At 60.3% G+C, this 20978-nt stretch carries 13 protein-coding genes and 1 pseudogene; 7 read left to right on the plus strand and 7 right to left on the minus strand.

Annotated features, from left to right (window positions below; all coding sequences use genetic code 11):
* Positions 1-119 precede the first annotated feature (119 nt).
* The 4 genes from VSR71_RS25115 (at position 120) to VSR71_RS25130 (ending at position 6377) form a co-directional block, all read left to right on the plus strand.
* On the plus strand, positions 120-1364 hold the full coding sequence (locus VSR71_RS25115; RefSeq protein ID WP_342916490.1) for an AraC family transcriptional regulator: 1245 nt from the start codon (positions 120-122) through the stop codon (positions 1362-1364).
* A 345-nt stretch (positions 1365-1709) separates the two neighbouring features.
* Positions 1710-2099, plus strand: a complete 390-nt coding sequence (locus VSR71_RS25120; RefSeq protein WP_342916491.1) for an RT0821/Lpp0805 family surface protein — start codon at positions 1710-1712, stop codon at positions 2097-2099.
* A gap of 118 nt (positions 2100-2217) precedes the next feature.
* A complete protein-coding gene (locus VSR71_RS25125) occupies positions 2218-3303 on the plus strand; it encodes an efflux RND transporter periplasmic adaptor subunit (protein ID WP_342916581.1) in 1086 nt (361 codons plus the stop codon).
* Positions 3300-6377, plus strand: coding sequence for an efflux RND transporter permease subunit (locus VSR71_RS25130; RefSeq protein ID WP_342916492.1), 3078 nt, complete (start codon positions 3300-3302; stop codon positions 6375-6377). The genes VSR71_RS25125 and VSR71_RS25130 overlap by 4 nt, the downstream gene beginning before the upstream one ends.
* Positions 6378-6432: 55 nt before the next feature.
* Here the strand turns inward: VSR71_RS25130 and VSR71_RS25135 are convergent, their stop codons facing one another.
* Positions 6433-7512 carry a calcium:proton antiporter gene (locus tag VSR71_RS25135; RefSeq protein WP_428979459.1) on the minus strand — a complete coding sequence of 360 codons (1080 nt, stop codon included), beginning with the start codon at positions 7510-7512 and terminating at the stop codon, positions 6433-6435.
* 483 nt (positions 7513-7995) lie between these two features.
* On the opposite strand from VSR71_RS25135, the pseudogene VSR71_RS25140 reads away from it, so the two are divergent.
* Positions 7996-10173: pseudogene (locus VSR71_RS25140) on the plus strand (patatin-like phospholipase family protein).
* A gap of 81 nt (positions 10174-10254) precedes the next feature.
* On the opposite strand, the gene VSR71_RS25145 reads toward VSR71_RS25140, so the two are convergent.
* Together VSR71_RS25145 and VSR71_RS25150 are read right to left on the minus strand one after the other, a co-directional pair.
* Positions 10255-10782: a phosphate-starvation-inducible PsiE family protein gene (locus VSR71_RS25145; RefSeq protein ID WP_342916493.1), complete on the minus strand. Its 528-nt coding sequence runs from the start codon at positions 10780-10782 to the stop codon at positions 10255-10257.
* A 439-nt stretch (positions 10783-11221) separates the two neighbouring features.
* Complete coding sequence (locus VSR71_RS25150; RefSeq protein WP_342916494.1) at positions 11222-13981, minus strand: UPF0182 family protein; 2760 nt, start codon at positions 13979-13981, stop codon at positions 11222-11224.
* Positions 13982-14533: 552 nt separating this feature from the next.
* Here VSR71_RS25150 and VSR71_RS25155 point away from each other — a divergent pair.
* Together VSR71_RS25155 and VSR71_RS25160 are read left to right on the plus strand one after the other, a co-directional pair.
* Positions 14534-14740 (plus strand): hypothetical protein, encoded by a 207-nt coding sequence (locus VSR71_RS25155; RefSeq protein WP_342916495.1) that lies wholly within the window; start codon positions 14534-14536, stop codon positions 14738-14740.
* 384 nt (positions 14741-15124) lie between these two features.
* Positions 15125-15523, plus strand: coding sequence for a hypothetical protein (locus tag VSR71_RS25160; protein ID WP_342916496.1), 399 nt, complete (start codon positions 15125-15127; stop codon positions 15521-15523).
* Between the two features lie 270 nt (positions 15524-15793).
* Here VSR71_RS25160 and VSR71_RS25165 read toward each other — a convergent pair whose 3' ends face one another.
* From VSR71_RS25165 to glcC, 4 genes are all read right to left on the minus strand, one after another.
* On the minus strand, positions 15794-16222 hold the full coding sequence (locus VSR71_RS25165) for a hypothetical protein (RefSeq protein WP_342916497.1): 429 nt from the start codon (positions 16220-16222) through the stop codon (positions 15794-15796).
* A 409-nt stretch (positions 16223-16631) separates the two neighbouring features.
* The gene (gene dld, locus VSR71_RS25170; RefSeq protein ID WP_342916498.1) at positions 16632-18371 is read right to left on the minus strand and encodes a D-lactate dehydrogenase; all 1740 of its coding nucleotides are present in this window, start codon (positions 18369-18371) and stop codon (positions 16632-16634) included.
* Between the two features lie 36 nt (positions 18372-18407).
* Positions 18408-19784 (minus strand): MFS transporter, encoded by a 1377-nt coding sequence (locus VSR71_RS25175; protein ID WP_342916499.1) that lies wholly within the window; start codon positions 19782-19784, stop codon positions 18408-18410.
* 200 nt (positions 19785-19984) lie between these two features.
* Complete coding sequence (glcC, locus tag VSR71_RS25180) at positions 19985-20752, minus strand: transcriptional regulator GlcC (RefSeq protein ID WP_342916500.1); 768 nt, start codon at positions 20750-20752, stop codon at positions 19985-19987.
* Between the last annotated feature and the right edge of the window lie 226 nt (positions 20753-20978).

Raw genomic sequence — 20978 nt, forward strand, 5'->3', positions numbered from 1 at the left:
ACAGTTTTGAACCGGCGCCGCGTCATGGCGCCTTGGGTCCAAGTATCGGAGACCGTCGACGGATCGATTTGACCTTCCAGGCGTTTTTATTTACAAATTAGGCAGCAAGGGAAAACCATATGGCCTATCTCGTTCGCAGTTCTGCCCTGACCGATTACCTCAAGGTGGCAAGATCCGTCGATATCGATCCCTATCGGCTCCTGAGGGATGCCAGGATTGATTCGTCTGTACTGACCTCCGATGTGATGATCCCCGCCGAGGCCGTTGCCCACCTTCTGGAAGCATCCGCCGAGGCAGCGGGCATCGAGGACTTTGGCCTGCGCATGGCGCAGACCCGTGAGCTCTCCAACCTTGGGCCTCTTGCCTTTGTGATGCAGGAGCAGCCCACGCTGCGCAAAGCGCTCGACTCCGCGGGCCGCTACCTGCGGTTGCAAAACGAGGCGCTTCACATGCGGATTGAGGAGACGGAAGGCGCTGTCATCATCCGAGAGGACGTGCTGGATGGCTTTGCTGGCACCGTTCGGCAGGCGATGCAGTTGGTGCTTGGGGTGCTGCATCGGACGCTGACGACTATTCTCGGCACCGCCTGGCGGCCCAGAGCCGTTTGCTTCACACATGCCGCCCCCTCAAGCGTTGCCATGTACGAGAAGGTGTTCGGCGCTTCTGTTCAGTTCAAGCAGGATTTCGACGGCCTGGTTTGCCGGGCGTCCGATATCGAGGTTGGCATCCCGGCTTACGACCCGGTCATGGCGCAGCAAGTGCGCCGGCATCTCGATACGCTGCTCGCTCAGTCCAATGCCACGATTTCTGACCAGGTACGGAAGCTAGTCATCATGCAACTTCCGTCAGGCACCTGTTCACTGGATCGCGTGGCGCAGCATCTGGGCGTTTGTCGCAGGACCATATCTAGCCGCCTTGCACACCAAGGCGAGACCTATCTGTCCATTGTTGATGACGTACGAGAGGATCTGGTCAAGGGATACCTTGCCAGTAGTAATCGGTCTCTGTCGGAAGTCGCGACGCTTGTGGGGTTCTCATCGTTGAGCGCGTTTTCCCGTTGGTTCGGGCGCCGCTTCGGGTGTAGCGTCTCGAAATGGCGGAGCAAAGGCGGCGACTCGCCAGTATCCAGGAATAGGGACGCCGAGCCGTTATCCGGATTGCACAGCACTGTGATCGGCGACCAAGGCGCCAGACCTGGCGCCTTGGTCGCCTCAGATCTTCCTACGGATCCCGATAGCTTGCGCGCCATCGCACTTGAACAAAACCGGCTGGCATGTGCCTTGTGGGAAGAGCTAGAGGGCTTAAGGAGACGGATCGCGCAAGTTGCGCAGCGCGGTGGCGATTCCGGGCGTGCGACGCACTGAACATGACTGTGACACCACGAAGGGCGTCGATACGGATCAAACGCAGACTCTCAGCCTGCCGCTCGCATGTGGCGGCGGCGTGGATGTCTCAGCGGTTCCAGATCCTAGCCATTGTCGTGGCGTCCTGCCAACCTGGTACGCGACAAAGCACATTAGTGGCGAATCATTTCCCTGCGCACTGGTGAGTTCGACGCGTTTGGGTACGTTGATTCCCTCGTGGGTGGCAAGCGCTGAGCGCAGTACTTTCAGGGATTTGTGGCCTATGCTCATATGGCAAAGCGGACCCGACAGCCGATCGTGGACGGAAAGCCCACGTTCACAGGACTGTTGGCAAAGGATCCAGATATGACCTCAAGAAATTTGCTGACAGCGCTTGCTCTCTGTGCAACCTTGAGTGGTGTGACCACACCCGTTGATGCCTACTTCGAGCATCCCCTGAGTGGCACCGTGATCGGAAGCATGAACAAGACCGAAAAGGACGAACTCTTGCGGGCCGTCAATGGGGTTCTGGATGACGGGGCGGACCGCACGGCGGTGCCATGGAGCTACCCTGCAACCGGCTCCCGTACGGAGATCAAGGGGAAACTTACGCCTATTAAGTCAACGACCGATCAGGGGCAGTCCTGCCGACAGCTCAACATCCGATTGCAACGTGCCCAAAAAAGCGGGAACTGGACAGGCTGGTTCTGCAAGCAAAGCGACGGACGCTGGCTTTCCCGCAAAGTGCCCAACTAGCTGCGTAACGCGCAAAAAGGCGGATGCGCGTGTGGGCATCCTGTGCGGGCCGCGAGTCAACTCACAGTCCTTTTCAGGATGCTGGAGGTGAAAAGTGCAACCAGGTCTCGCAAGGAAAATGCGACGCTGCGCTTCGACCGCCGGCATATTGCTCGCAATAGCAACACTGTCACTTTTGACAGCGTGCAAAGGTGAAAAAGTACCGACAGTCCCGGAGGTCCGCCCCGTCCGAGTCATTACGGTTGACAGGCAATCCGCTCCAGAGACGGTCGCGATTACGGGGACGGTGCAGGCCCGCAGCGAGGTCCGCATGTCATTCCGGATCGACGGTCGAATGATCGAACGCGGCGTAAGCGTGGGAGACAAGATTCGTCGGGGCCAGTTGGTCGCGAGGCTGGATTCCCTTAACGAGCAAAGTTCGCTGCAGCAGGCCCAGGCGCAACTGGCCGGCGCGACTGCCCAGCAAGTCGAGGCCAGGGGAGCTTACGCGCGCATGCGCGATCTCGTCGCCAAGAATGCCGTGTCGCGCTTGCAATACGAACAGGCCGAGGCGCTGATGAAGACAGCGGATTCGGCCATGGACGCAGCGCGATCCCAGGTCGATCTTGCCCGCAATCGCCTAAGCTACACGCGCCTCGTGGCTGATGCGCCCGGCGTCGTGACGGCAGTCGACGCCGAGCCAGGCGAGGTAGTCAGGGCCGGACAGAAGATCGTCGAGCTAGCCACGGACAGCGGGCGCGATGCAGTATTCGACTTCTCGGCCATGCTTAAGGACAGCATGCCGCCGGACTCTGAATTCACGGTCTCCCTGACCATTGACCCCAAGGTCCAGGCGACCGCCCGCGTGCGAGAGATTTCTCCGCGAGCGGATCCGGTGACCGGTACGTTTCGGGTGCACTTGCGCCTCGTGGACCCGCCGGGCGCCATGCGCCTGGGCAGTACTGTCACGGCCCGGATGAATCGAAGTGCGGGGGAGGGCTTCGTCATTCCGGCGTCTGCACTGGTTCGCACGGATCGGAAGGCTGCCGTATGGGTAGTGGACCCAAAGACGTCTACGGTGGCGATGCAGACGGTGGAGGTGAAGGAGTTCGCCCCGGACTGGATTCTTGCTACCGGCGTCAAGCCTGGCGATGTGGTCGTGACAGCAGGGGTTCAGGCACTGCGGCCTGGACAGCAGGTGCGCCTTCTCGAGGCCCGGCAATGATCGGCCCGAACCTTTCGGAATGGTCGATTCGAAACCGTTCGCTGGTTGTCTTCCTGATGATTGTTTCGGTGGCCGCCGGAATCTACGCATTCCGTAGCCTCGGCCGTGCCGAAGATCCTGCATTCACCATTCGCACCATGGTCGTGACTGCGGCATGGCCGGGGGCGACGGTCGAGGAAACCTTGTTGCAGGTGACGGAGCGCATCGAGCGCAAGCTTCAGGAGACGCCGCATCTCGACAAGCTCAGGAGCTACACAACGGCGGGCGCCACGACGATCTTCGTCGACCTCGAAGGGGCGACACCACCGTCCAAGATTGCCGATCTTTGGTATCAGGTGCGCAAGAACATTGGCGACATCCGCGGCACGTTGCCGGCAGGCGTAATGGGACCGGCCTTCAACGACGACTTCGGCGACACCTATGGAATTATCTTCGGTTTTACAGCGGAAGGATTCTCGCAGCGGGAACTGCGTGATTACGTCGAAGTTGCTCGGTCGCAATTGCTCAACGTACGCGACGTCTCCAAGATCGAAGTGCTGGGTGCTCAGGATGAGCAGATCTATATCGAATTTTCCACAGAGCGCCTTGCCGGACTTGGCCTTGACTACAGTGCCCTGATTGCTGCCCTTCAGGCGCAGAACGTCGTCCGCCCCGCCGGCGTGCTGCAAGCCGGCAGGGAGCGTGTGTTCCTGCGGGTCTCGGGGGCATTTGACAACGAACGCGACATCCGTGCTGTCAACTTTGTCGTTGGAGGCCGCAATATCCGCCTCGGTGATATTGCTCAGGTCCGTCGCGCCTACGATGACCCTCCGCAGCCGTTGTTCAGAGTCAACGGCAAACCGGCAATCGGGCTTGCCATCGCCATGCGGGACGGTGGGGACATCCTGGCGCTAGGCAACAACATACGGCGAGAGATGGCTGCTATCCGCGCAAATCTTCCCCACGGCATCGAACCGACCCTGATCGCCGACCAGGCAGAAACCGTCGACACTGCCATCGGGGACTTCATCGATTCGCTCTGGCAAGCCATTCTGATCATCCTCGTCGTTAGCTTTCTTAGCCTTGGCGTTCGTCCCGGCGCCGTGGTTGCCTGCGCCATTCCACTCACGCTGGCGATCGTCTTTGCAGTGATGCAGATCACGGGGATTGATCTGCAACGGATTTCCTTGGGTGCCCTGATCATCGCCCTGACCCTGCTGGTGGATGACGCGATGACCACCGTAGACGCGATGATTCGCCGGCTTGCCATCGGCGACACGATGGAGCAGGCAGCCACCTTTGCCTATCGCACCCTGGCAGCCCCGATGCTGGCTGGCACGCTCATCACGATCGCCGGTTTCGTGCCGATCGGCTTTGCCAAAAGTTCGGCAAGCGAATACACCTTTTCTATCTTTGCGGTCGTCACGATCGCGTTGATCTCGTCGTGGCTTGTTGCTGTCATCTTCGCGCCTCTTATCGGCATCGCAACCCTCAAGGCGCCTGCACAGTCCTCGCGCGAAGCGCCGGAGCCGGGACGCTTTTCGCGGGGCTTCACAACGCTCCTCGTGGCGGCACTGCGCGCTCGAGGACTTGTCTTCGGCCTGACCGCCGCCGTATTTATTGCTGCAATCCTCCTCATGCGGTTTGTGCCGAACCAGTTTTTTCCAGCCTCTGATCGGCCGGACCTCATGGTGGACCTGACCCTTCGGCAGAATGCTTCGATCCTGGCCAGCGACGAAGTGGCCCGATCAATGGAGCGGGTCCTCGCGAGTGACCCCGACATCGACCACTGGAGTACCTATGTCGGACGCGGTGCACTGCGCTTTTACCTCCCGCTCAATGTGCAATTGCCGAATCCGTTCTTTGCTCAGTTTGTGATCATCACGAAGGGCGTCGATGCCCGCACCAGAGTTCAGGGACGGCTAGAGGCAATGCTGGCGGAACAGTTCCCCGAGGTGGTGGCCAGAGTGTCCCCCCTGGAACTCGGGCCACCGGTTGGCTGGCCGCTGCAATGGCGTGTGAGCGGGCCCGACAAGGACGAACTGGTCAAGATCGCCCAGAATGTGGCACAGGTCATCGCTTCAGACCCCAACGTGCGGCACCTCAACTACGATTGGCTGGAGCCGGCGCGACAGTTGCGCGTCAGGGTCGACCAGGACCAGGCGGGGCGTCTTGGCGTCAGTTCGGCGACGCTGGCCAGCGTGCTCCATGCGACCGTCACGGGAACACAAGTCACGCAGGTCCGCGACGATATCTATCTCATCAACGTGGTGGCGCGCGCCACAGAGCCCGAGCGCGCGACGATATCTGCGTTGCGCGACTTGCGCGTGCCGATTCCTGGTGGACGTACGGTGCCGTTGGGTCAGTTCGCCACGTTCGAGTTCGAACAAGAGTATCCGCTGGTCTGGCGCAGGAATCGTGTCCTCACGCTCACTGTGCGGGCCGATATTCGCCATGGTGTGCTGCCGGACACAGTAGTAGCGGCCGTAGGCCCGAAGATCACGGCAATCGCAGAACGCTTGCCAAAGGCCTATAAGGTTGAGCTTGGGGGAATCGCGGAAGAAAGCACAAAGTCCAGCGCGTCCGTGTTTGCGGTCCTACCGTTAATGTTGTTGTTGATGCTGACCGTGCTGATGGTCGCATTGCGCAGCTTCCGGCGGCTGGCAATCGTCCTGGTTCTTCTGCCCCTTGGCATTGTTGGCGTGGTGCTCGCGCTGCTGGTTTCCGGCCGCCCGCTCGGATTCGTGGCGATCCTCGGGATACTGTCACTGTTGGGCATGATCGCAAAGAATGCAGTGATCCTGGTGGTGCAGATCGAAACTGATCGCCAGGAAGGCCTGGGAGTGCGGGATGCCGTACTCCAGGCCAGCCGCTCCCGGCTGCGGCCGCTGATGCTGACCGCCATTTCGACCGTACTTGGACTGATTCCCATCGCGCCGACGGTGTTCTGGGGGCCCATGGCCTTTTCCATCATGGGCGGTCTGCTGGTCGCCACGATGCTGACGTTGGTGTTTCTGCCCACGCTGTACCTTGCTGTTTTCGTGCGGGAGGAGAGAGCGGATACGGGCACAACCCCCGCACCGCCGAAGGCGTAGCCTGCGGGTCTTCCCGGAACATCCGATCACGGCTCGACCGCGCCGTGGCTACGCCTCAGGGTGCGAACGCCAGGAAGAGGTAAGCCGCCAGCACGATCAGGTGCACAACACCTTGCAGGATATTCGTCCGACCCATGCCCAGCGTGAGCGTGCTGACAACCAATGTCAGTGCCAGCAGCACGGTTTCCTTCGGCTCAAGTCCGAGCGCCAGCGGGCGATCGATGACCGCCGATACTGCCGCGACACTGGGTATGGTGAGGCCGATGCAGGCCAGAACGGAGCCGAGCGCCAGATTCAGGCTGGTCTGAAGACGATTGGCCGTTGCCGCGCGCACGGCAGCCAGTCCCTCTGGCAGGAGTACCAGCAATGCGATCACGATGCCGACCGTAGCCTCTGGCGCACCCATCAGCGCCACCCCAGTCTCCACGGTCGGCGACAACTGCTTGGCAAGCCCTACCACTGCCACGAGGCAAACGATCAGCATCACTGCACTGATCAGTGCAACACCAGCGGTTGGCGGCGGGGCGTGCTCGCTTTCATCCGAGCTGTCTTTGATCAGGAAGTAATCCCTGTGACGTATTGTCTGCACAAAGATGAAGCAGCAGTACAACACCAGTGAACTCACGCCGGCGAATGCCAGTTGCGACCGGGAAAATTCAGGTCCCGGCGTGGCGGTGGTGTAATTCGGCAGCACCATGGTCAGCACGGCAAGTGCGGCCAGCACCGCCAGAGCAACGTTTGCGCCGGGCGCCTGAAAGACCTGCTCGCGGTGTCGCAGCGCGCCCATAAACAGGCACACGCCCACAATGCCATTGCACACCAGCATGACTGCGGCGAACACCGTGTCGCGTGCCAGTGCTGCCTTCTCTGGTCCAGCCGACACCATCATTGAAACAATCAGCGCCACCTCAATGACGGTAATCGCTACGGCCAGCACCAGCGTGCCAAACGGCTCGCCCACCCTGTGGGCAACCATCTCTGCATGGTGAACGGCTGCGAAAACCGAGCCGGCCAAGGCAATCGCGGCCAACCACTGCAGCCATCCCTGAGCGGAAAGCATCCCCGCGATCAGGATCACCCAGCCGGCCAGGGGAGCCAGAATTGTCCAGGTCGTTAGCTTGTTGGAGGATGACAAGGGGATCCCCAAACTGTACTTTGTTAAGTGCCTGTTATTTCGCGGCGCGGACCTGCTCACATTGCCATGAACACCCCAATCAACCGAGACGTTTGTATGTCCTATCAGAAGGAGTTCGCGATAGCGGAGCGTCTTCCAGTGTAGTGTAGGTCCGCCGATAGTGCGAGGTTTCCTGTACAGGTAACGTGCGCCAAAAATTTCTTAGTCCACCACGCTCGCGAGTTGTTGTCGATATTGTCAGAACGCAGCAAGGCTCGACGAACCGTGGCCGAAGGTTGATAACGATGCGCAAGGAAAGGAGGGATGAAAGCAACAGCATGCAAGAAGGCATTTCGTGCAAGAGCTTGACATCGTAAAGCCGCTGTCATGACGACACAGTCCGCCAAGCCGCCCTTTTTCTGGCTTCGCCCTCCACCTATGCATACATGGCGTCATAGCGAACGTGTGTCCAGGGCGGGCATTGTGCTGGTCGCCTTGCTTGGCATGATTCCGCTGCCCCGCTCAGCGAATGCACAGCCGGCGGACATCTCCCGTTCGCCCGGCCGACCTCGCATCTGTCTTGTCCTGTCCGGGCGGTGCCCGGGGTGCGGCCCACATCGGTGTGTTGAAGGCACTCGAGGCATTACGCGTGCCGGTTGACTGTATTGCGGGTGCTAGCATGGGCGCGGTGGTCGGCGCTGCTTATGCAACGGGCGTCTCCACCGGCGAAATGGAAACTTTGGCCGGCGAGCTGTCGACCAGTGAGTTGTTCAAAGATCGTCCCCCGCGCAGAGACCTTGCCATCCGGCGCAAGCTGGAAGACCGCACCAACCTTGTCAGCTCGGAAATTGGGCTGAAGGACGGCAGCCTGGTTTTGCCGCGGGGATAGTCGCCGGCGTTCAGATGGAGCGGGTCCTGCGAACGATTGTGCGCGCGCCCGGCTATCGCGATTTCAATGCACTGCCTATCCAGTACCGAGCCGTGGCAACAGATCTGGCGGCTGGCAGCGCGGTGGTATTCAGCCAAGGCGAACTCGCGCATGTCGTGCGCGCGAGCATGTCTGATCCCGGCATCGTGGCGCCGCTCGAGTACGAGGATCGCCTGCTTGTGGACGGAGGACTGACCGACGGCCTTCCGGTAGACGCGGCACGTGCGATGGGCGCCGACGTCATCATTGCCGTCAATCTGGGGACGCCACTGATGCCGCGTGAGCAACTGGGATCGGTGATCAGCGTGGCCGGCCAGATGCTGAGTATCATGACGGCCCAGAACATTCGCAAGTCGCTGGCACTTCTGCAAGCCGCAGACATACTGATCGAGCCGGAGCTGGGCGATTTTCCGGCAACCGACTTCGATCATCTATCCAAGGCTATCCCATATGGCGAGGCGGGGGTCTGGAAGCAGAAGGAAAAGCTGGCGCGCCTCAGCCTGTCACCCGATGTGTACGCAGCTTTGCGACAGCGCCAGTGCGAGATCGGCTTGCCGGACCAGCGACCGGTCGACGAGATCCGCCTGGCTTCACCAGGACGTGTCAATCCGGCATTCGTGACGGCCACCATGAAAACAAAGCCAGGTGAACCGATCCGCGAGTTTCAACTTGACGAAGACATGCGCCGCCTGTTCGGCAATGGAGATTTCGAGCAGGTCAACTATCGCATCCTTGAAGAATCAGGCAAGCGGATACTGGCCGTTGACGCCATCGAGAAGTCTTACGGCCCCGATTACCTTCGCTTTGGTGTCGGCCTGAGTACGGACTTTCGCGGCGACTCCTACTTCAGCGTCGTGGCAAGCCATCGTCGCACCTGGATCAATTCTCTTGGCGCAGAATGGCGTACGGATATTCAAGGCGGGCAGACCGCTCGGCTTATCAGCGAGTTCTATCAGCCCGTGAATTCACGGCAGTCGATCTTTGTAGCGCCCAGGGTCGAGCTGGAGCGCCGCAGAGTCAACGTATTTCAGGACACGAACCGGATTGCCAGCTATGACCTGCGGCGCTTCGATGTGGCATTCGACATGGGGCGCCAGTTCACGAAGTACGGCGAGGCCAGAATTGGCGTAGTCATGGGTAGCGAGAATGCCTCGCTGAATACTGGTCCTCCTGTGTTGTCGCCTGGACGGGATCACGTCAGCCGGGGCGCGCTTGAAGCCCGGGTTCTCGTCGACCAATTGGACAGCGCGAGCTTCCCGCGCGCCGGCTATGCCGCAGCCTTGCACGTATTCGCCTCAGACCGGGGTCTCGGCGCGGATCAGAACTACGTCAAGGCTGAAGTCGATGGATCATACGTCTGGTCGCAGGGTCCGCACAGTCTGAATTTCGCATTCAAGGCTGGCAGCAATGTCGGCGGCAATCCGTTGCCCCGCTACGACCTGTTCCAGTGGGGCGGGCTCCTGCAGCAATCCGGCTACAGCACGGGCGCGCTGATGGGCGGCAACCTCGAATTTGCACGGGCCGTGTACTACTACAAACTGGCAAGGCAATCGCTGCTCGAAGGCATCTATGGAGGTGTCTCGCTCGAAGCCGGCAGGATGGGGGCGCCTCTTGTTCCGGGGAGCCCGACCGGCCTTCTCAAGTCCGGATCACTGTTCGTGGCTCTGGACACGCCCGTAGGGCCACTATACTTTGCCTATGGGCGGGCCGCCGCTGGCCACTATGCGTTCTATCTTTATCTTGGGAAGCCGTAATCACGCCGGCCTTCGTCCGGCGAGTCGTAGCGAGCGCTGTTGCGGCACGCGCAATGACTGAGACGCTTTCGCGCCACTGAGTCACAATTCGCCTTTATCGGTGGACCGCTTTCGCATTGCGTCGTCTGAGTGAAACGCATCCAGAGCATCGTCTCGCTGGCGCATTAGCCAGTAGACGATCCCGAGGGCGACCAGCGAAAACGCGAGAGCGCCGATGTACAGCGGTCCGGCCGAAGAGTCCAGGATGATGAATTTGCGCGCAATGGCCAGAAGGGCAATAAGAATGACCGTCTTCACCTGAACGATATGCTCGTGGCGCACCATGACCTTGGTGATGGAATGCTTGAACTCCATGGCGATCAACAGTGTCATGACCATGCCGAACAACGATTGGAATGTCCCGTCGCTCAGCGGAGTGAAAGTACCGGACCACAACAGGTCGATGATCGTCCTGACAAGTTGCCAGAGTGCGGCGAGAATGATGACTGCCACAATCACGCTCAGGATGTGGGCAACGACTTGCTCGAAGCGCTCGTATAGCGTCATCACTTGCCATTGCAGTCGGTAGTTGTCGAGTAACCCGCCTACACTGCCTTTCTCGTCGTTCATGACAGTCCTTTATCCGTCTTCGATATAAATCCCAATCGTGTATGTAGCCCATGGGAGCCATGTTAAGCGCACAAAATCCTGCCACGGCGACCCTGTACGTAGAGACTACGATAGATCGTCTCATGGCCACTTGTCGGCCTTGTTTTGGCAGCCCGGCTCGACTGACTTGCTCGATCGCCTCTGGCTTCCCCCATAGCCCGAGGTCACGGCCAATTGTAGGCGGGCGTCCTCAAGCGAGATCTCGGTCTCGTTCTGCAAGTGTCTACGCCAATTAGAGCGGTGTCGCCGTCGGGTGACCTCGAAATCTCCACAAATGCCAGAGGAGGATTTGGTGGTACGACCGCATTGAAATGCGGAGCGGACGCTCGACGAGCCGGCATCAAGGCGCTGCGAATGACGCTTCATGGCCGCGAAGGGACTTTGGCCTGCCAGAAGGAAGTCACCTTCGATCCTCGGGGCGGCCGGCACCAAGCTCTTCGAGCAGCGGTTTGAGTGCATCGAGTTCTGAGCCGAAGCCGCTCCAGTCGCCTGCCTTCAGGCGCTCGATGGCGCGGCCATAGTGTGCGAGAGCGTCTCGGGCGCGCGCGTCCGCCGAACCACCGGCAGGTGAAGCCATGGGGCCGGCCTCCTTGAAGAGCGCCGCGATGGTTTCGTCCAACGTATTCTCCATCACCACACGGTCACCATAGGCACCGATTACCCGTTTCAGTTCGGGCAACTGGCCGGACGCCGCGCGCAGGTAGAGCGGAGACAAATACAGGATTGAATTCCCGATCGGCACCACCAGAAGGTGGCCGCGGATGACGCGGGAACCCATTGGGTTCCACAGCGAGATCTGTTGCGAGATCTCGGTGTTCTGCTGGATGCGCGCCTCGATCTGGAAGGGACCGTAGACCAGTTTTTCCTTGGGGAAAGCGTAGACGACAAGCTTGCCATACTCAGGCGGATCACAACGTGCCGCCAGCCAGGCGATCATATTGTCGCGTTGACTGGGCACCATTGGCAGCATCAGGATGAACTCGGCGTGAAGTTCACCAGGGAGCCGCATGATCATGTAGTAAGGCGCCATGAGTGACATTGGCGTGCCGGGGGCGTTTCCGCTGTCGATGCCGGCCAACGCCCGCGGGAACTGCCAAAGATCCTCGCGGTTATAGAACACTTCGGGCGCGTCCATGTGGTAGGCGCCGTAGAGCTTCGCCTGGATCCGGAACAGGTCCTCGGGATAGCGGATATGCTGCTGCAGGTCCGGCGGCATGTCTGCCAGAGGCTTGAACAATCCGGGGAAGATGCGCTGGTACGTTCGCAGGATCGGGTCGGCTGGATCACTGGCATAGAGATCGACGGTGCCGTCATACGCATCGATCACCACCTTGACCGCATTGCGGATGTAGTTGGAATCGGCGCCGAAACCTGGCTGGGCGTAGGGAAACCAGCGGCTGGTGGTATAGGCATCCTGCATCCAGTAAAGTCGCCCGTCGCTCGCGACGATATATGGATCCTGGTCCAGGCTCAGAAATGGGGCGATTGTGTGCACCCGGTCCTGGATGTTACGGTGGATCAGGATCCGGCTTTTGTCCGTGACGTATCCGGTAAGCAGTATGTTGGGATCGCCGAGCTGCCAGGCGAAGAGGGTGCGCTGCGCAATGCCGCCGATGGCAATGCCGTCGCGCCCCTTGTAGACCGTGTAGGTATTGTTTTTTCCGGTCGGGTAGTCGAACTCCGGCACACTGCCATTCACGACGACATAGTCGTGACGGCCTTCACCGAAGTAGATGCGCGGTTCCTGGATGACCGGGCCGCCACTGGCGACCGGTGGAATATCGCGCAGATAGAGGGAAGGCAGGCCTTCCGTCGATTTCTCGTTGACCGGCGACATCACGATGCCGCTGCCGTGGGTGAACAGCAGGTGCAGGTTTACCCAAGTCTTGGCATTCGCAGGAAGCTTCGATTGCTCCAGCTCACGGGCGGACAGCATCACCTGTCGGTAGCCGTTTTCAAGCCGGTAGCGGTCGATGTCCAGCGAGAGGAATTTGTAGTAGGTCCTGATCTCCTGCAACTGTGCATAGGTATCCAGCAGCGGCCCCACATCCCACAGGCGGACATTATCGATGGTCGCGCGATTGGACTGGATCGAGGCGAGATTCAGCCCCTGCTCGACCGGGAACGCCTTGACCGTGATTTGTTCAAGGCCGTAGGCCCTCCGGGTCAGTGCGATATTGTGGGCGATATAAGGTGCCTCCAGTTCCAACTCGCTTGGCTTGACATAGAAGCGCTGGAACAGCGCCGGGAAGATCAGGGCAAGCAAAAACGAGGCGCCAAACACCAGGAGGGCCGCGACGGCGGGGACTCGATAGTCGCGCAGACGTACATTGGCCAACGATCCGAAGGCTGCGGCAATGGCAAGGCCCATAAGTAGCCACAGGACCGGCAGCTCGACGTGTATGTCGGTATAGCTGGCGCCAATTACGACGCCGTTATCGCCGTAAAGCAGCAGATAGCGATCGAGCCAGTAGGACCAGGCCTTCAGCACGAAGAACAGGCCAAGGAGTACAGAGCCGTGAACCGCAGCGGCGGCAGAGAGCCGCGGGGTCGGCGGCGCGAGCGCGATGTCGCCGCGCACCCCATAGATCACGCCCCAAATGGCCGCGCTGCAGAGCAGCAGTAGTTGCAGCCAGTTCTTCAGCGCAATATAGACGGGCAACGAGAAGAGATAGAAGCCGATGTCCTTGCCGAAGATCGGGTCCCGCTCGCCGAAGGGCACTTGATGCAGGAAGCGAAGCGCCATGTCCCACTGCGGGATTTCGCTCCCGGCGATGACCAGTCCGAGGATTACAGCAGCGCTGGCAATGCTGGCACTCCAGGGAATGCGCGCCATGAGGTCGCCGGGCTCGCCAATGAATTGCGGCCTTCCGGAAGGAATGCCGTGCGATGCCAGGACGCGAGGGCTGCCCGCATACTGATGCGCCAGCAAACCTGCCAACCATATGGTGCCCGCCGAGATCGCAAACACGGCAATAAACACCAGCACCTGAGCGGAAAGGACGACCCGGAAAACGCTGGCGTAGCCGATCGAGGAAAACCACAGCCATTCGACCAGAATGTCTGCCAAGAGCCCGAAGATGATCAGGCCGACGACTACTATTACAGCCGCGATTGCATAGCGTCCAAGGCGCATGCCGGATCTCACTGCCGACCGCATCGCTCCCCCTGACTGCTACGTTTGGCCACTTGCTGACGACCCATCATGCATGGCTGATCGGACAGGCTGTGATGATGTCTCATCAGCAATTCTAGACCGGAGATCCAGGGAGGGAACGTGCAACAACGGGCCAAGTTGCCAACCTTGGCAGGGGCGAAGTTGGCGGAGAGTGCACCAAGGCGGGAGAGATCAACTGGACCTCTATGGAGAGGCTAATAAGGAACTTGGAATGCGTGCGGGTCCAGATTCCTGGCAAGCGCCTTTCGTCCTTCAACTCTCCAGCGAGCGCGACAGAATCGAATTGCTCTTGTGTCAGGCCCGTGTTGGCCAGCTTGTGAAACCTCTGGTGAAGACTGACGCCGACACCAGCCAGAGCGGCGGCAACGAAGACCGGGATGACGATTGGGGCTGAAGCCCGTTGTTCGCATTTCAGAACATCGGGAATAGCTCACCGCCGCCTGATCCTTTGCCATGGTGAAAGAACTGCCGTGCTACAAAAATCATGCGCGGCCCGGGGTTAGAATCGTCTCTCCATCAACCGGAGACGACAAAATGAAAAAAGCCGCCACCATCATTGCCATCGCCTGTGTGACGCTCGCCGCGTGCTCCACGCCCGCCCAACGCATGGCGAACTGCCAAGCCCAAGGCGTCAGCCGCGATGCTTGCTACATGAGCGAACAGAACCGCCAGACCGCCATGACCGGAGCGGCGGAAAAGCAAGCGCTCGAAAACCTGCAACACATGAACGAGAAGAAGTAAGGGCAAAACAAGAGCCGAAGCACTCGCGCGACCTGGCTCCACCTAGATCACTGCCTTTGCCAGCCTGAAGTGTAGAGCACGGCTAGCCCCCCAACGGCGGCGATGAGGCGCGAGATCATGGGCAAGGCAGACATGCGGATGGATTGGCGGGCCCGTGGAGTGTTGGCGCCCGCGGGGGCAACAAGCGGGTCATGTCGTTTCCCTTTCCTTTTTCGCAAGTGACAGATGACAGGGACAAGAACGCGCTCGATGGGCTATCCAACAGGCACAAGAAATGGCGTTTGACCGGTCCATGGCCGCACGGCGGGCGGTCAGCGGGGCGGGACAGAGCCGGTTCGACCGCCGTGCGAAAATCCGCGCATGCATTCCCGTGTCAACCGACTGATGAAGACATCCCATCTCTCCCTCGCCGCATTGCTGGTTTCCATCGTGTCCGTGGCCGGATGCTCGGACCGCCACTCGTCCTCTAGGAAGAACGCGGAAAACACACCAGCTACCGCCAGCGCGCCGCGCGCTGACGAATGGCTCGGCAAGTGGACCGGCCCGGAAGGCACGTTCCTCGAGTTGGCCGGCGGCCATGGCAAGTACGACGTCACCGTGCAGAATCTCGATGGTCCCCGCAAGTTCGAAGGCCGATATGCCGATGGCGGAATCGAATTCGACCGCGACGGGACCAGGGAGATCATTCGCGCCACCGATGGCGCCGAGACCGGCATGAAATGGCTCGTCGGCAAGAAGAACTGTTTGACGGTTCGCACGGGCGAAGGCTACTGCCGGGACTGAGCACGCGAAGCATGACAAACAGGAGTGCTAGCATGACCGCTTCCGACCGCTCACTGCGCGAGCATGATCCGCGCAGTGAGATCAGCCATGCGTGGTGACAATCCTCGTTTGATCAAGATGCAGGCTATTGCGTCCCTATACGCCACGGTATCCTTGTCGGATGCCGCTGGTAGATCGCGTGCACGCTTCCCTTGTTGTGAAAGCCATCACGCACGCGACCCTGCGCGAAGCCCCGTGATGCCAGTCTTATCGCGGATTGCCAGCCTGCAGTCAGGCCATTTCACTGGCAGCTTCGCCAGCAAGCGCGACTTCCGTCTCGTCGGTCACCGTGCTTTTCGCTATCGCCTTGTCGTCTCCGGAAACCATGTCGCCCAGACCGATGACGACCGTGATATTCGGCGTCCAGTTCTTGCGGTCGGTGCTGACCTCGGCGAACGTGGTCACCGTTGCGGTGTAGCCCTGCGCTCTGAGGTCGTCGGCTAGTCGTTGCGCGCGAGGTTCCAGCGCTGCTTCCGGATTGTCTTCGTTGATGTCGAGTACCAGTCTGGTCTCGAATTCTTCCTTGCCCCTCTGGATTGCCGTTTGCATTGCCTTGAGTTGCTTGTTCGCGAGCGCGACGAGCTTGCTGTACCTGGACTCTTCCTGGCTGGCGCGCAATGCCTTGGCGGCGTTGATGATTTCGGTGCGGTCCACGAACATGATTGCCTTTGGAGGTAGCGAGAGAAAGCGCGGGCGCCGCACGGCTCGACTTCAGGGAGCCAGCTTTTTGGGGATGCGACGACAACTGTATAAATATACAGTGTTTGCCGGCTAACCGGCAAGGCATGTCTAGAGGCAGATGGAATGCAGCTTCTGGTCGGTCTCGGCCCTCGGTCCGACCTGGGCAGGGGCATGCCGGCGCCAGAGGCGACTACCGACCCGAAGCCGCAGTTCGAGTTCGTGCGACTGCAACGACGGCTTCCCGGGTACAAGCGTCAATCGTCCCATGGAGTTGGTCGACGAGTTATCGACCTTCATTGCCGACATTTAGGTATCGATCCTCGGGTGGGAAGCTTTCGCAGCTACTGCGTCAATATCGGTATTCTGAACGTATCCCGAACGATTGCCATCATGCTTCAACTGTGCAGTCGCGATAGGCAGCGAACTTCGAAGTCTTTCCGATGCCGGGATTGAAGCAATTGCATGGGTCGAGCCTCTCGTAGAACGCGGCGAGCTGCGGCTTGGCCTCGTACAGATGTCCCACGTTGTGCTCGGCGGGATACTCGGCGCCGCGAATGTCGAGCAACTCAAGCATCTCGTGTTCTAGTGCAAGGCAGTTGTTGCCCTTGGCGACGATGTAGTCCTGGTGAAAGACATGACACAGGAAGTGCCCGTAATACAGCTTCAGCACGATCGCACGTTCGATCTTATGCGGCAGCCGCTCGAACCAGTCGCGGTCGTTGCGTCGTAGCGCGATATCGAGCGCAACGATATCCTCGACCTCGCGATGATGGACCGCGCGGTATCGAACGGCCGCGCTTGCTGCCGCGAAGCGGTGCAGAAATGCCTTGCGGCCTTCTTCTTCGGTGCATTCGAAATACGCGCCGCCGGATTGCGCGAAACGTTTCGACAGGAAAGCGCGCGCTTCGTCGATGCCTGCTGCCGGCACCTTCAGCATCAGATGATGCTCGTACTCCTCGCGGTATGCCTTTAGCCGCCCAGGCAGATGATCCGGCAAACACTCGCTAATCCATTGCAGCACGCGATCGGACAGATGCTTTGGCATGAAACCGAGGCGGTCGAACAACGCATCGCAGCGCGTTTTCAGATTGAAGAACATCGGCAGCCGGTCCGTGCCGAACCTGTCGATGATGACGAACAGATCCTTGCCATACTTGCGCGCAACATCGAAAGCATCGCGATGCAGATATTCGCCCGCAATCGGCAGGTGCTCGAAATTCGCGAGCGCGTGACGTCGGATCTCGGTCAGCACGCACGAATCGTTCGTACCGATGTAGAACACCTTCGCACCCTGGTCCGCCGCGAATGTGTCGAGGCGCACAGCGAACACCATCAGCTTGCCAGCGCAGCCGGAGGCTTCGAAAAGGCGCCGTGGATCGGCGTTGAAGCGCGCGGGCGTGGGCGCATCGACATCGCGGACATGGTTCGCGTAATCATGATCCGAAGCCGCCACGCCGTTGCGAATGTCCGCTTCGGTGAACGTGCCGTTTTCCACGCGCGACAGAATCTCTTCCGGCGTGCCGCCCAGTTCGATACCCAGATGGTTGATGAGCCGCAGCGTGCCCGATGCATCGACGGCGGCAAACACCGCCATCTCCGTATAAGCCGGTCCGCGATGCACCAGCGACCCGCCCGAATTGTTGCTGATGCCGCCCAGTACAGACGCGCCGATGCACGACGAGCCGATCACCGAATGCGGCTCCCGTCCGAGCGGCTTCAGCGTGCGTTCGAGTTGATCGAGCGTCGTGCCGCCGATGCAGACCACCTGATGCCCGTCGCCGATCAGATGCACGCGGCGGATGCGTGTCGTGCTGACGATGACAACGTCGCGGTCGTAGTCGTCGCCATCGGGCGTCGAACCCCCGGTTAGTCCGGTATTCGACGCCTGTGTGATTACGATCGTGCGCGCGGCGACGCATGCGGCGAGCACCTGCCATTGTTCGACCAGCGTGCCGGGGCGCACGACTGCCAGCACGCGGCCCGTTCCGAAACGGTAGCCAGTGCGGTAGCGGCGCGTTTGCGCATCGCTGGTGAGCACGTTGCGCGCGCCGACGATATCGCCGAGTGACGCGAACAACGTTCTACGCATGTCCCCGAGGGGAATGGTGGAATAAGCTGTGTCTGACATGATGACCTTCGATCACGTATCAACGAAAGAGCCACTTCAAGCCCGGCTCGGCTCCGCCGCCGCCGCCGATGCCGATGCCGACGTCGCGCGCTGTGTCAGCGTTAGCGCCGCGCCGACGAACAGCGCCGCCGCGACGACGACCAGACCGGCGTTCGTGCTATGCGTCACGTCCTTCATCCATCCGATGATCGACGGGCTGACGAAGCCGGCGAGATTGCCGATCGAATTGATCATCGCGATGCCGGCAGCGGCGGCCGTGCCTGTCAGCACGCTGCTCGGATACGTCCAGAAGACGGGCATCATCGACAACACACCAGCGGTGCCGAGCGACAGCGTGAACAATGCGAGCGCGAGATTCCCCGAATTGAGCGTGCTTGCGTAAAAGCCCGCTGCGGCGGCAACGCCCGCAATCGCGAGATGCCAGCGGCGCTCATTGCGACGGTCGGAACTGCGCGCGACCAGAATCATTGACACGATCGCGACCGCATAAGGCACCGCGGTAAGCAAGCCGACATCCAGTGCGTCCTTGACGCCCGCCGCCTTGATGAGCGTAGGCAAGTAGAAGCTCACGCCGTAGAGACCCATCATGCAGCAGAAGTAGATCGCCGCGAGCCGCCAGACACGCCCATTCGACACGATGCTGCGCAGCGACGACTCCGCGTCCGCATATCCGTCGCGTGCGATGTTGTTCTCGAGAAGTTGCTTTTGCCGCTCGTCGAGCCACGCTGCAGCGCGGATGCCGTTCGGCAGCACGAACAGCGTGACGATGCCCAGCACCAGAGACGGAAGCGCTTCAAGCAGGAATAGCCATTGCCAGTTAGACAGACCCTGCACGCCGTTGAACGCCTGCATGATCCAGCCTGACAGCGGGCCGCCGAGCACGCCCGCAACCGGAATGCCGATCATGAAAAGCGCGTTCATGCGGCCACGGCGCGCCGACGGGTACCAGTACGTCAGATACAGCACGATACCCGGAAAGAACCCTGCCTCCGCGACGCCGAGGAGAAAACGCAGCGCATAGAACATGGCCGGCGTCTTCACGAACAGCGACGCCGCCGACACTAGCGCCCATGTAACCATGATGCGGCTGATCCACACGCGCGCCCCAACGCGATGCAGCAGGATGTTGCTCGGCACCTCGAAAACAAAATAGCCGATGAAGAAAATCCCCGCACCAAGCCCGTACACCGACTCGCTGAACTTCAGGTCGCTGAGCATTTGCAGCTTTGCGAATCCAACGTTGACGCGATCCAGATAGGCTGCGACATAGCAGAGGAAAAGAAACGGCAGCAGACGCCAAGTCACTTTCGCATAAGTCGCATTCTCGAATACGGTCGTTGCAACTGGAGCGTGGGTACGGGATCTGCTGGTAGCGTGCCGGACGGGCGCGCGTGTCGGGTCGTGCGGGGTCATCGGGAGTCTCCTGATTCGTGTGCGGCTTGTCACCGCAACTGAGTTTTGCTAGCGCGCATTGTTCCGCGCCAGTACGAGACTGTCGAGACGTTATGGAACTGGTCAGACCAGTTATTTTGGTCGTGCCAGGCGCGATTTCCCTCGCAAATCAATGCCGGCGCGGGTGCCAGGATGAACGCACGCTCGTGTTCCCGCCCGCGTCATGCCCATCCCTTGAGCCGCAGCGTCGCCCGCACCAGACGCTGCTCCTCCGCCTCGATTTCTCTCAAGCTGGCGATAGTGGTGGCGATATGCGTACCGGCAGCCTTGCGTGCCTGCTCCGGCTGTTTGCCGATTACGGCCTTGTAGAGACGGGCGTGCTGCCTGTCGATCACACGCTTTTCCGCCTCGCGATGGTAGAGGTTGTTGACGGAAGCGAAGACCGAACTCAGCAACAAATCGGTGAGCGAACTCAGCGTATGCACGAGCACCGGGTTGTGCGATGCCTCGCAGATAGCGAGATGGAAGGCATAGTCAAGCCGCGCGCGCGTCGACTCGCCGACTTCGTTTTCGTTCGCGGCGAGCATCTCCTCGTAGCGGCGGGTAATCAGTGCGAAATCCGCCTGCGTGCCCCGAAGCGCGGCAAGACGCGCCGATTCGGCCTCGAGCATCTCGCGTACTTCGAAGATGTCATATAGGGTTCTCGGCTGTGAGCCGAGGAGATGCATCATCGGCGTGAGCGCCGGTTGCGAGGTAAGCGCAGCGACGAACGATCCGCGTCCGTGCGCGGTTTCGATGATTCCGCGCGTCCGCAACACCTGCAGCCCCTCCCGCACGGCGGACCGCGACACGCCCAGTTTGGCGGTCAGGCGTCGCTCGGAAGGCAGCGGCTGCCCCGGCTTCAGGACGCCGTCGACGATCAGGCTTTCTATGCGTTCGGCGACCACATCCGCGATCTGCGACGCGTATCCCAGGTTGTCTTCCTGCATGGCATTGTCTCACTGGTCAGACCACTTCGAAGTGGCTTTCGCTTAGGCGATGCTAGCACTATTTCCGCACGGCGCTCCTTACAACGAGGACTCAGAAGCAGGAAATCCGGAGCGCCGAAGGCCGGCAATTCAACGAGCGCGCATGAAACGCAGGTGACCGGTTTTCGAGTGAAGCAGCCGTTTGAATGACGGTGTGGCGCGACCCGAAAGAAGTGATTAGCGCCCT

This window comes from Cupriavidus oxalaticus, assembly GCF_038900635.1.
Taxonomy (GTDB): Bacteria; Pseudomonadota; Gammaproteobacteria; order Burkholderiales; family Burkholderiaceae; genus Cupriavidus; species Cupriavidus oxalaticus_B.

Coding starts and splice junctions, on each gene's coding strand:
- VSR71_RS25115 (WP_342916490.1), top strand. CDS start 120: ATGGCCTATCTCGTTCGCAGTTCTGCCCTGACCGATTACCTCAAGGTG.
- VSR71_RS25120 (WP_342916491.1), top strand. CDS start 1,710: ATGACCTCAAGAAATTTGCTGACAGCGCTTGCTCTCTGTGCAACCTTG.
- VSR71_RS25125 (WP_342916581.1), top strand. CDS start 2,218: ATGCGACGCTGCGCTTCGACCGCCGGCATATTGCTCGCAATAGCAACA.
- VSR71_RS25130 (WP_342916492.1), top strand. CDS start 3,300: ATGATCGGCCCGAACCTTTCGGAATGGTCGATTCGAAACCGTTCGCTG.
- VSR71_RS25145 (WP_342916493.1), bottom strand. CDS start 10,782: ATGAACGACGAGAAAGGCAGTGTAGGCGGGTTACTCGACAACTACCGA.
- VSR71_RS25150 (WP_342916494.1), bottom strand. CDS start 13,981: ATGCGGTCGGCAGTGAGATCCGGCATGCGCCTTGGACGCTATGCAATC.
- VSR71_RS25155 (WP_342916495.1), top strand. CDS start 14,534: ATGAAAAAAGCCGCCACCATCATTGCCATCGCCTGTGTGACGCTCGCC.
- VSR71_RS25160 (WP_342916496.1), top strand. CDS start 15,125: ATGAAGACATCCCATCTCTCCCTCGCCGCATTGCTGGTTTCCATCGTG.
- VSR71_RS25165 (WP_342916497.1), bottom strand. CDS start 16,222: ATGTTCGTGGACCGCACCGAAATCATCAACGCCGCCAAGGCATTGCGC.
- dld (WP_342916498.1), bottom strand. CDS start 18,371: ATGTCAGACACAGCTTATTCCACCATTCCCCTCGGGGACATGCGTAGA.
- VSR71_RS25175 (WP_342916499.1), bottom strand. CDS start 19,784: ATGACCCCGCACGACCCGACACGCGCGCCCGTCCGGCACGCTACCAGC.
- glcC (WP_342916500.1), bottom strand. CDS start 20,752: ATGCAGGAAGACAACCTGGGATACGCGTCGCAGATCGCGGATGTGGTC.